Origin of the sequence: Dictyobacter aurantiacus, assembly GCF_003967515.1 — a bacterium.
Classification (GTDB): domain Bacteria; phylum Chloroflexota; class Ktedonobacteria; order Ktedonobacterales; family Ktedonobacteraceae; genus Dictyobacter; species Dictyobacter aurantiacus.
The window spans coordinates 1,514,986-1,526,579 of sequence record NZ_BIFQ01000002.1 but is presented as its reverse complement, the minus strand read 5'-3'; the positions used below and the strand labels follow the sequence as shown (position 1 = coordinate 1,526,579).

Sequence of the window (11,594 nt, the reverse complement as noted above, 5' to 3'; positions counted from 1 at the left end):
TGGGGCTGGCGCGCAGTGGAATGTTGACAAAGCATGTCGCATCAACTACAATAATCTACATGAGCGATACATATATCCATGAACAACATGCGGTCCACCACATTTTATGTCACATCGTTTTCTGCCCGAAACGACGACGCAAGGTGTTGGTAGGTCCGGTGCATGATCGGTTAAAAGAGGAGATTGAACACGTGGCAGAGGAAAATCAGTGGCACATTGTCCGACTGGCGATTCAACCCGATCACGTCCATCTCTTCATTCAGACCAACCCTTATACCACGCCCACCGATGTGGCACGGCTCATCAAAGGTCGCTCATCCAACCATCTGCGCAAGCAATTTGAGCACCTGAGACGGATGCCGTCATTGTGGACCCGTTCGACATTCTATTCAACTGCCGGGCATGTAAGTCAAGAGATTATTGACGCCTATATTGCCCGCCAATCAAGATCCTAGCAGGAAGGGGGGACACGAGGCTATGCTCATCTACGAATACAAGCTTGATGGCACGAAGGCACAATACGCCGCCATTGAAGACGCGATCAGGATCACGCAATTCATCCGCAACAAGGGTATCCGACAGTGGATGGACGGTCGTGGTGTCGGTCGCAATGATTTGCAAGCCTCGTGTTCCTTCCTTGCTCAGGAATTTCCTTTTGCCAGCAAGCTCAATTCGATGGCACGGCAAGCCGCAGCGGATCGGGCGTGGTCTGCGATCTCCCGCTTCTATGACAACTGCAAACAGAAGAAACCAGGGAAGAAAGGCTTCCCCCGTTTTCAGCATGACAACCGTTCGGTGGAATACAAAACCTCTGGGTGGAAGTTGAAAGCAGACGGCAGACACATCACCTTCACCGATGGCTGTGGGATTGGATGCTTGCGTCTGGTGGGTACGCGAGCCATTGAAACCTTTCCAGTCAAACAGATCAAGCGGGTTCGCCTCATCAGGCGTGCAGACGGCTACTTCTGCCAGTTTGCCGTGCAGACGGATCGGGTCGTCGAACATGAGATGACAGGAGCAATCACCGGCATTGACGTGGGACTCAAAGCCTACTACACCGATGCCAATGGCACTACTGTCGAAAATCCCCGCCACTACCACAAAGCCGAGAAACGTCTCAAGCGGTTACAGCGTCGTCTCTCCAAGACAACCAAGGGCAGCAAGAACCGTTTGAAGGCCAGAAAGACGTTGGCAAAAGCACACCTGAAAGTCCAGAGGCAGCGCGAAGATTTCGCCCGCAAAGAGGCGAACGCGTTAGTGACATCTCACGATCTCATTGCCTTTGAAGACTTGAAGATAGCGAATCTCGTGCGCAATCACCACCTTGCCAAGTCGATCAATGATGCATCCTGGGGCCGCTTCCTGGCCTGGGTGCAATACTATGGGTCGTTGCACACCATTCCCGTGATCAAGGTCGCACCACATTTCACCAGCCAGAACTGTAGCGGCTGTGGCACGCTTGTCAAGAAAAGCTTGAGCGTGCGTACCCACGTTTGTCCCAAGTGCGAACTGGTAATGGACCGCGATGAGAATGCCGCCCGTAATATTCTGGCAAAAGCGTTGGCAGAACGAGAGCAACGTGAACAGGACCGTACCGTAGGGCATACGGGAACGGATGCGCCGTTGAGTGCATGAAACGCTTCTGGACATTGGGCCTCTACTTGCTGGTAGCAATATCCGTGAGCAAGTTCGATGGATGAAGGAAGAATCCCCACGTCTTTAGATCGGGGAGTGTCAAAATAATTTTCAACGATGAAGTTGCCAGACACCATGTATTTATACATTTGCATCCATAGAAAAGGGGAATACATTTGCCGTATCACTACCTAAAGACCCCGGGCGCATTAGCAGCGACGTTACAGCGCATTGAGAAGGCTATCTACACGCCTCTGGCGGAACTACATAGCGAGGCATGGATTACGCCTGAGCCGGTGCCATTCGCGGAGCGCCAGTCAGGTCGGCACGCGACAATCGCTCTGGGCCAGAGCTGGGGAAAATTGTGGGACTGCGCCTGGTTCCATTTTACTGGCCAGGTGCCCGAGCAGGCTGCCGGACAGGCAGTCGTGTTGCTGATCGATCTCAGCGGCGAGGCCTGCGTCGTGGATGCAAACGGCGATCCTGTCCAGGGATTGACCACGGTGAGCTCTGAATTTGATTACAGTCTGGGCAGGCCGGGCAAACATGTATTTCCACTGACCGATTGTGCACAGGGTGGCGAGAACATTGACCTGTGGGCGGATGCAGGCTGCAATGATCTATTTGGACGCTACCAGGATAGCGGCACCTTGAAGGAGGCGCATGTCGCGCTCTTGCATGAAGAGCTGTACCACCTCTACTACGACTTCGAGGTCCTGCATGAGCTGATGACGAAGCTTTCGCCGGATAGCGCGCGCCAGCAGCGTATCCTGTTCGCACTCTCCAAGGCGGACGGTGAGCTGGTGGAGTATACGCCGGAGGAGGCCAGTCGGGCCCGCGCCATCCTGGCTCCCGAGCTGGCCAAAAGCGGTGGCACGCCTTCCTTGCGATTGAGCGCCATCGGCCATGCCCACATCGATCTGGCCTGGCTCTGGCCGATACGCGAAACCATCCGCAAAGGGGCGCGCACCTTCTCTACCGCGCTGGCCCTGCTGGATCGCTATCCCGAGTATATCTTCGGCGCCAGCCAGCCGCAGCTCTATCAGTGGATGAAAGACTATTATCCGCAACTCTTTCAAAGGATCGCGCCTAAAGTCGCCGAGGGTCGCTGGGAAACGCAGGGTGCGATGTGGGTTGAACCCGACACCAATATTTCGGGCGGCGAGGCTCTGGTACGTCAAATCATCTACGGCAAACGTTTCTTCCGTGAAGAGTTTGGCACCGAGCCAAAGATGCTCTGGCTGCCCGATGTCTTTGGCTATTCCGGTGCCCTCCCCCAGATCCTGAAAAAGGCTGACATCGATTATTTCCTGACCATCAAGCTGTCCTGGAACACCTATAACGTGTTTCCGCACCACACCTTCTACTGGCAGGGCATCGATGGTTCACGGGTACTGGCCCATATGCCGCCCGAAGGAACCTACAATAGTTCGGCCGCGCCACGCGCCCTGCTCGCCGCCGAAAAGAACTTCGCCGATAAGGCCATCTCCGAGTATAGTACGCTGCTGTTCGGCATCGGAGATGGTGGTGGCGGTCCCGGAGTCGAACACCTGGAGCGTCTGGCACGCGAAAAGAATCTGGCCGGCCTGCCCCCGGTCAAGCAAGAGCCGATCGAGACTTTTTTTGAGCGCATCGCCAGCGATACCGAAGACTATCAGACGTGGGTCGGTGAGCTCTATCTGGAAAAGCACCAGGGGACGTATACCACCCAGGCTCGCAACAAGCGCTTTAATCGTACGCTGGAACTGGCGCTGCGTGAACTGGAGTTTGCGGCCGTGCTGGCAGCCCGTACGCCAGGCTATACCTATCCCACAAGGCAGTTGGACGCGATCTGGAAAGAGGTCCTACTCTATCAGTTCCACGATATCCTGCCCGGCTCCTCCATTACCCGCGTCTACGATGAGTCGCTGGCTCGCTATGAAGAGCTGTCCAATCAAGTGCAGGATCTGACGCGACAGGCCCGAGCAACCTTGCTCACGCAGCCCGGCACGACCGAGGCGATTACCCTCTTTAATTCGCTCTCCTGGGAGCGTCAGCAGTGGCTGCGGGTTGAGGGAGAATGGTATCACGTTACCGTGCCCGCCCTGGGCTACGTCTCCCTTGAGCAGGCCTGCGGTGGTAACATGGAAGATACAAGAGGACAGCTAGAGGTCAGCGCGAACATGCTGCAAAACGATACGCTGCGCGTCCAGTTCGCCCCCGATGGCAGCATCCAGTCTATCTTTGATAAGGTGCTGCAGCGCGAGGTGCTTGAGTCCGGAGCGTATGGCAACCGGCTGGCGCTTTACCACGATGAAGGCGACGCCTGGGACTTCCCGATCCAGTACGATGAGCAAATGCCGCACCACTTCAAGCTGGAGGAGATGTCGGTTCGCGTCAATGGTCCCCAGGCCATTGCGGAACAGCACTATAGCTTCGGAAAATCGACCCTGCGGCAGCGCATCATACTGACGGCCGGGAGCCCGCGCCTGGACTTTGTGACGCATGTCAATTGGCAGGAAAGCCATACGATGTTGCGCACCAGTTTCCTGCTGGCCGTGAACGCCTCCGAGGCGACCTGCGACATCCAGTTTGGTTCGATCAAGCGTCCTACCCACCGCAATACCAGCTGGGATATGGCCCGTTATGAGATCTGCGCCCATAAGTGGATCGATCTCTCGCAGTGGGATTCTGGCGTCGCCCTGCTCAACGACTGCAAATACGGGCATAAAGTTACCCAGAATACGCTGGACCTCAACCTGCTACGCAGCCCATCGTATCCCGATCCGGTCGCCGACCGAGCGGAACACGACTTCACTTACGCGCTCTATCCCCACGCTGGCAATCATATTACCGGCAATGTGGTCCGTGCAGGCTACGAGTTGAATGTTCCCATCCAGTATGTGCAGGGCGAACCCCAACAGGGCTCGTCGAGCGTCACCTCCTTCGCGCAGTTGGCGGCGGAGAATGTCATTATCGAGACCATGAAAAAGGCCGAGGATGGTGATGATATTATCATTCGCCTCTATGAAGCCTCGGGCTCCACTACCCGCACAACCCTGACCATCAATGCGCCCATCAAAACGGCCAGCAGCACCAACTTGCTGGAGGTGGTAGAGACTACGCTACCGGTGCAGGATAACACGACGATTGAGCTCAACTTCAATCCGTTTGAAATCGTCACCCTCCGCATCCAAATATAGACATATGTAAAAAAATACAACTCTGAGCAAACCGCTCGCTTCTCATGAGGTATACTTTTCCCAGAACTTGTAATCTGCATTCCCGAGCAACAGTTCTCGTAACTGTTGCTCAGGATAAAAAAAAGCAGAATCATTTCTTGAAATGAGGTTACACATGTTGTTTGCAGTGATTGGCAGCAGCGCGGGAAAGACCCGCGACGGGATTATGGCCATCTACCCTCGCCATAAGGCATTCCTCGATGAGTTCCTTGCTCGTGGAGAGATAGTGGGAGTAGGCCCTTTTACAGACGCAGGAGGCGGAAATATGGTGCTCTTCCGCACCCGGGCTGCGGCCGAAGCTTTCGCCAGGTCAGATCCGTTCTATCTGGAGGGCGCCGTGAAAGAATATCAGATCAAGGATTGGGGCGATACCATGCTGTCTTGATCGAGAAATTAACGAACCATTGGTAGGCGAAAAACGGACTCACATATCAGGCGAGAATACTCATGCCCGCACCGGGAGGACAAGCATAGAGAGGCGGGCATGAAGCATGCGAAACGGGGAGCCAATTCCCCCTGAAGTTGCGAGTCGTGGTTATTACCAGCTATGTTCCTCTCCATCAACCTATGCGGAACGAGGCGCCGATTTGCTGAAAAAGGCTGGTATGTGCACAAACAAGAGCAAGGGCAGAGCGATATCAGCGATGAGGCTGTACGTCAGGGTCGTGCGGCTGTAGTGTGCCATGGCAAAGGTATAGGTGAGATTGGCGATCATCGGAATCCAGCAGGCCCACCAGGCCCAGCGGGCACGTCTGCGGAATGGAATACTGACGATGACCAGGAAAAGCAGGCCGAAGACGAGTTCATGCACCGCATAGGTCACCTCCAGCAGTGTCGTATAACGCGTGATCTGGGGTGACGCGACTTTCGCAGCGTTCCAGGTCATGCCGGTAATGCTGTGGAAGACCTCCAGATGATCGGTGGGAAGACCGACGCGGGCATCAGAAACAAGATCTGAGAGAGAGGCGAAGAGGAAGAGCCCTCCAATCAGGAGCAACAAAATCCAGGCCACCAGCAAGAAAACTGGCTGTTTGGAAGCGACGCGTTTCTGGGAAGTATGAGTTTCATGTGTCGATTGCGCCATCTCATCTGAGATAGGTTGGTCATTGAATTGTGCGTCCACGATGTGTCCTTTCACATGCGCATATACATTACAATTGATCATGTTTGTGTTTAAGCATAGCCAGAGCGGCGGGAGCAGCACCAATAATCCATAAGGCGCAGATCACCGTTCTCAGAATATAGCGAAACGTGGCAATATGCACGATGAAGTAAGGAATCGTAAGCGGACTGGTCAGAGCAAAAGCCCAGGCAGCCCACACAGGAATGATACGCTGCCGGCCCAGCATAATACCGATCAGGATGGCACTGAGAAGGTGACAGGGAATATAGATGAGCAGGTAAGTTACCATGACCGGATCGTTGTTGAAGTGTGTCCAGAGCGCTGAGAATTGTGTAGTGTCCCCCCGTAACGCAATATCATAGGCAAGATCATCGATGCTAATGAGCGCCGCCCAGGGAATCCACCCCAGTAGAGAAAGCGCCGCCGAGATGGTGCCCAGCCAGGGAGCACGTCGCATCCCCAGAAGCGACATTGCCAGATAGCCAACGGGCAAAAAGAAAGACGCGGCAATCGCCCCAATAAAGTGCAACATATTTCCAGTAGAACCGGCCATCATGCTGGTCTTGATAGGCGCAGCTATCGGGTCATTTAAAACGGACGCTGGATTTTCAGGCCACGCCAGAATATAGATGGTAATGCTCAATGGTGCAAGAATAATACAGGCCGCCAACAGGAGGCGTTGGAAGACAAAGGCCTGAGACGCTGATCGCTGTTCTGAACGGGATGCTGGTAGTTCCATCTTTAGTTCCTTCCTTGCATAAAAAAGGCCATCGATTCCGATAGAGAGGGTGACAGCAGCTATGGGAGGGATTCACGATGCAGGCGGCCAACAACGCGGTCGCGCAACGCCTGTCCCCACGTTATTTCAAGCTGCATCTGCTCGATTTTGAGGCGCATAAACGCCTGAACGCCTTCAGAAAAGGTATCGTTAATGTGGACATGTTTCTCCGCATCGGCTCCGAAGCGGTGAACCTCGGCCTGCTTATCCCGAATGAAGCTCTGACAGGCAAGCAGAAAGTGCTCAATCAGGAAAAGTTGCTGTTCCGCTGGCAAAAACTCCAGGTGTAAAGCTTTCATGTGGAAACGTGGGATATCCAGGTGAGAGGGCGTATCTAGCATGAGTTGTAAGAAGCGCTCACGACCAGCGGGGGTAATCGCCAGGACGCGAGAAGGGCGATCCGAAGGGAAAGGCGCCTCCGAAGACGCAGCTTCCGTAACGAGTCCAGACTGCTCAAGTTTTGCTAGCAAACCAGACAGGGTTCCACGACTGATGTTCCCAGTTGGACCAAGAATATTGTTGGCGATCTTAGCCAGTCGATAGGCATGCAGGGGCCAGTGCATAAGCAGACCAAGGACAAGCAATTCGTTCATCATGCGCCCCTTTTCGCTGTATCATTCTCAAACGATAGTTTGTTTCAAACTGTTTATTTAAACCTATCGCGAGTATACCTGAGATTAAAGAGGAAAGTCAAGGGGTACAAGAAGCATTCTGAGACGCTGCCGCGTGGTTAAACGTGCCTACAAAGAGAATAACGGGATGATAAGTTTTGTTTTCAATTTCAGATACCGAAGATTAGAATAGGTGAAGTACCCCACGGCTAAAGCCCTGATTCTTACCCACATCTTTTTGATCAGGCTTGAAAAACCAATTGCCAGAGATGGGTTTGTGAAACAGTCAACGTGGCAAGAAACCCTGATGGCCGTTTCACAGATTCCATTTGTAAAATGTGGGTAAGAATCAGGCCTTCAGACAGGGGTTAGGCGCCCCTGGCATTTATGGTATACCATGATAAGGCATGAAAGAGCAGCATACCAAACATGTTACCTACAACATAGCTTATCATTTTGTATGGTGTCCCAAATATCGTAAGGACATCCTGCAAGGAGCCGTGGCGCAATTCGTGGGCAGCGAGATCAGACGGTTGTATGAAACAAACGGCTGGCGGATTGGGACACTCAATGTTCAAGAAGATCATGTGCACCTGTAGAGAACATTCTCCCTGGACAAGAAGCAAGACTTGTCCAGGTACAACGAAAACTCATAGGAAGAGGAATGATGCACTCATCTTCGGTCACGGACCACTATCTACGAAGTGCCTGGTCTATCATATGGTCCCTACTGTTCTTATGCAACGTATAGGGATACAGTGGCTCAAGTGCGGTGATCGTGTCTAGTTCATTTACTTCCTCTTGCGAGAGATGAAGATCGGAGGCTTTCACATTCGCCGAGAATTGTTGAGGATTCCTGGCTCCGAGAATGACAGAGGTGACAAATGGCTTTGCCAGTACCCATGCCAGGGCGATCTGGCTCGGTGTTGCTTCATGGTGGGCCGCGATGGCACACAGTTTCTCTACAACAGGGTTGCTTGTTTCACGGTCCGCAGAGAGCGTCTCGAAAGCAGCCAATCGTCCAGCTCGTCCATCAACAGTGCCTGTGGGATTCTCACGGGTATATTTTCCACTTAATAACCCTCCAGCAAGCGGGCTGTAGGTCAGCAATCCCAAACCTGTATGCTGCGAAAAAGGCACAATCTCGTGCTCAATGCCACGGTTCAACAAGGAGTAGGACATCTGCCCACAAACGAATGAGGCATAGTGGTGCTGCTGCTGAATGGCGAGGAAACGATCCGCCTGCCAGCCAGAGAAGTTGGAATACCCGACGTAGCGCACAAGGCCATGTTGGAGCAGGTACTCGAGCGCACGTGCCGTCTCTTCAAATGGAGTTACCGGGTCAGCAACATGCAGTTGCAAAAGATCGATATAATCAGTGCCTAACCGTTTTAGACTGGCCTCTGTAGAGACGATCACGTTGCGAAAGGAGAGCCCTGCATCTATGAGCGCGTTGCTTGTGCGCCTGCCAATTTTCGTTGCGATGATTACCTCTTTGCGGCGTGATCCAAGGGCACGACCAAGAAATTCTTCAGCGAGACCTAATCCATAGACGTTTGAGGTATCGAACACATTGATTCCGGCTTCCATCGCCTGGGAAACCAACTTTGTGGCCATCTCCTGGTCTACAGGATGATCAATCCCATGACTCATCCCTGTTCCAAAGTTCGCTGTACCCAATATAAGACGAGATACAACCAATCCCGTCTTGCCGAGTGTCGTATATTGCATTACTCTTTGTTCCTCCTCATGATAATGAAATGATATCAACTTTATTAAAAACAATGCCGTTCATTTCTCTGTACAAAAAAGACTGGCTCCTTCTCTGCTGAACTGTTGCGTCTGTGTTCAAAACAGTGGTCGCACTGCAAAGAGAAAAATGGAGGACTTGTTGTTTCTTCCCTTGACTATAGCAGTATACTGGCGATATATCCAATATATGGTTCCTATGATCGTGAGATATTTTATGTATAATCAGCATGTCGAACTGCGTCACTTGCGCTATTTTGTCGCTGTCGCCGAAGAGCTTCACTTTAGTCGCGCTGCCAAGAAATTACACATCGCTCAACCGCCTTTAAGTCAACAGATTCGCCAGTTGGAGCAGATCTTAGGAGTGCGCCTCTTCGAGCGCAATCACCATGCAGTGATGCTGACGAACGCAGGCCAGGTGTTCTTAGAGGAAGCCCTGCGTATTCTTGAGCAGATGGAGGGTGTTCTCTTGCGCGTACAGAAGGCGCAACAAGGTCTGGTAGGAAGGCTGGATATTGGTTTTGTCAACAGTGCAACTGCTACTGATACCATCATTCCTGATGTGCTTGGCGTCTACCACCAACGTTTTCCTGAGGTCGAGGTACGCCTGAAAGAGATGTATCTCCAGGAACAACTCCAGGCTTTACAACAGCAACGAATTCAGGTAGGATTTGCTGCAAGCATCCCCCAGGACATCCCAACGGAATTTGACTCAGAAGTGATTCAACGCGTTCCGTTCGTTGCCGTTTTCGCACAGCAACATCGCTTCGCGTCACAACCATCCGTTATGCTTCATTCCCTTGCCAATGAACCGTTCATTTTTTGTCAACGCAAATCTGCAAGTGATCTCTACGATCGAATCATTCAGCTTTGTGGTTTCAGCCCCCTCATCAAGCAAGAAGTTTCTGACGTCCGCATGCTGCTTGGATTGGTGGCGGCTAATCTCGGTGTCTCCCTTTTGCCTGCTTCAGCGATGACCCTTTCTACACAGGGGGTCGTGTACCGTCCTCTGGCCGATGCACCTGTTGATATTGCCGTCGAGACAATTGTGGTATGGCGTCGGGAGGGAAGCTCTCCACTGGTTCAGGAATTCCTTGTGGCTCTACAGGAGGTGCTGAGGCAACAGAAAAAGACGACAAGAGGTGTTGAGGAGAGGGTACCCCCTGGGAAAGGTGCGAGAGGAGAGTCTCATCGGCATTCGCGGTGACAACCTCTATGGCAATGGGCTTTTTCATGTTCTTGTCAGATGACGTTCATCTGTACGGCAGGTGTTCAGTGAACCTCTTATTTCAGAGGAGAGAAATGTATCGCGTTAACGGACGTTACAAAAAGCAAGTTTGAGGCCGATTTGGAGCGTCTCAAGGATCTCCTCAAATTGGGTCTTTCTGTACGCAAGATCGCCACCCTCCCTGGGTATAAGAACCACCTCGCACTCAATACCTACCTCAACAAACGCCAACTCCGCAAACAGGGCTCATAGTTGGCTGAGCGAGAAGAATTTGGGGATTTTGTACTTGGGAAGGTATCAGCAGTAAAAATGGTGCGAAACATGTTATCGTTCCAAATACAACAAATTGCTTTGTGATTGATTTTTACAGTGATCCTAGCCTTACCTCGATAGAACAGACATGTTCTACTAGTAAAAAGAGAAGTGAGGATTATTTGAATACAAATTATTATAAGGAGATCTCCAACTTCCCCTGCTTCAACAGAAGACGCTAGCGCGCTAGCATTTGCGTCAGCGCGGCCGTCCCGCTATAATCTATTGCATTCTGTATAGGTTGGCAAGATAGCAAGAGGAGGGCAAGTCCTGGCATGGAAACTGAGCAGCTGGCAATTTTTAGCGAGACCATGGAACGCATCGGCGTGCGCACGCGCGCGGAGGTCCACCGCGAAGGCTACTGGCACGAGACCTTCCATTGCTGGTTCGTACAGAGGCAGGCCGACAGGCGCTCTATCCTGTTCCAGCAGCGCGCCGCGCAGAAGAAGGATTATCCAAACCAGCTAGATATCACGGCGGCCGGACATCTGCTGGCACATGAAACGCCTCGCGATGGGGTGCGCGAAATTCAGGAGGAGCTGGGCCTGGAGCTTGCTTTTGACGACCTTGTATCAGCTGGTATCTTGCCAGATCCGTTCTTACGGCCAGGCTTTCTGGATCGGGAGTTCTGCCACCTCTTCTTCTACTTGTTGTCTATCCCCATTACAGATCTGGTGTTGCAACGGGAAGAGGTGGCCTGTATCGTCCGTGTCGAACTCGAAGATTTCGAGCGTTTACTGCGCCAACAAGTCAGTGAAATTTCTGCCCCGGTCTACCTTACAGATAGCGCTGATCCCCAAACAATTATTACCAGAAACTTCCAGCGCGAGGATTTCTGCCCACATACTGATCAGTATTATGAAACCCTGCTGAAATTTGCCTATCAGCTCCTGAGTTAAACGGATGTTACATATTTTTAATGGAGATCGTGATGGTG

The 11,594-nt window shown here is 52.3% G+C and carries 11 protein-coding genes; 7 read left to right on the top strand and 4 right to left on the bottom strand.

The window, feature by feature from the left end; translation table 11 throughout:
- Window positions 1-59: 59 nt before the first annotated feature.
- From tnpA (KTT_RS30985) to KTT_RS30970, 4 genes are all read left to right on the top strand, one after another.
- The gene (gene tnpA, locus KTT_RS30985; RefSeq protein WP_126601535.1) at window positions 60-455 is read left to right on the top strand and encodes an IS200/IS605 family transposase; all 396 of its coding nucleotides are present in this window, start codon (window positions 60-62) and stop codon (window positions 453-455) included.
- Between the two features lie 22 nt (window positions 456-477).
- A complete protein-coding gene (locus tag KTT_RS30980) occupies window positions 478-1,635 on the top strand; it encodes an RNA-guided endonuclease InsQ/TnpB family protein (protein WP_126601534.1) in 1,158 nt (385 codons plus the stop codon).
- A gap of 176 nt (window positions 1,636-1,811) precedes the next feature.
- On the top strand, window positions 1,812-4,817 hold the full coding sequence (locus tag KTT_RS30975; RefSeq protein ID WP_126601533.1) for an alpha-mannosidase: 3,006 nt from the start codon (window positions 1,812-1,814) through the stop codon (window positions 4,815-4,817).
- 154 nt (window positions 4,818-4,971) lie between these two features.
- Window positions 4,972-5,241 carry a YciI family protein gene (locus tag KTT_RS30970; RefSeq protein ID WP_126601532.1) on the top strand — a complete coding sequence of 90 codons (270 nt, stop codon included), beginning with the start codon at window positions 4,972-4,974 and terminating at the stop codon, window positions 5,239-5,241.
- A gap of 180 nt (window positions 5,242-5,421) precedes the next feature.
- Here the strand turns inward: KTT_RS30970 and KTT_RS30965 are convergent, their stop codons facing one another.
- From KTT_RS30965 to KTT_RS30955, 3 genes are read right to left on the bottom strand one after another with little or no spacing between them, the layout of a single operon-like run.
- On the bottom strand, window positions 5,422-5,979 hold the full coding sequence (locus KTT_RS30965) for a hypothetical protein (protein WP_126601531.1): 558 nt from the start codon (window positions 5,977-5,979) through the stop codon (window positions 5,422-5,424).
- Between the two features lie 28 nt (window positions 5,980-6,007).
- Complete coding sequence (locus KTT_RS30960) at window positions 6,008-6,718, bottom strand: hypothetical protein (protein WP_126601530.1); 711 nt, start codon at window positions 6,716-6,718, stop codon at window positions 6,008-6,010.
- A gap of 59 nt (window positions 6,719-6,777) precedes the next feature.
- Window positions 6,778-7,353 carry a PadR family transcriptional regulator gene (locus KTT_RS30955; protein WP_126601529.1) on the bottom strand — a complete coding sequence of 192 codons (576 nt, stop codon included), beginning with the start codon at window positions 7,351-7,353 and terminating at the stop codon, window positions 6,778-6,780.
- A 422-nt stretch (window positions 7,354-7,775) separates the two neighbouring features.
- Between KTT_RS30955 and tnpA (KTT_RS37820) the strand changes: the two genes are divergently transcribed.
- A complete protein-coding gene (gene tnpA / locus KTT_RS37820) occupies window positions 7,776-7,967 on the top strand; it encodes an IS200/IS605 family transposase (RefSeq protein ID WP_126601528.1) in 192 nt (63 codons plus the stop codon).
- A 94-nt stretch (window positions 7,968-8,061) separates the two neighbouring features.
- Here the strand turns inward: tnpA (KTT_RS37820) and KTT_RS30945 are convergent, their stop codons facing one another.
- Entirely contained in the window at window positions 8,062-9,099 is a 1,038-nt protein-coding gene (locus KTT_RS30945; protein WP_126601527.1) for an aldo/keto reductase, read from the bottom strand.
- A gap of 235 nt (window positions 9,100-9,334) precedes the next feature.
- On the opposite strand from KTT_RS30945, the gene KTT_RS30940 reads away from it, so the two are divergent.
- Together KTT_RS30940 and KTT_RS30930 are read left to right on the top strand one after the other, a co-directional pair.
- Complete coding sequence (locus KTT_RS30940) at window positions 9,335-10,324, top strand: LysR substrate-binding domain-containing protein (protein WP_160146251.1); 990 nt, start codon at window positions 9,335-9,337, stop codon at window positions 10,322-10,324.
- A gap of 608 nt (window positions 10,325-10,932) precedes the next feature.
- Window positions 10,933-11,556: an NUDIX hydrolase gene (locus KTT_RS30930; protein ID WP_126601525.1), complete on the top strand. Its 624-nt coding sequence runs from the start codon at window positions 10,933-10,935 to the stop codon at window positions 11,554-11,556.
- Window positions 11,557-11,594 lie beyond the last annotated feature (38 nt).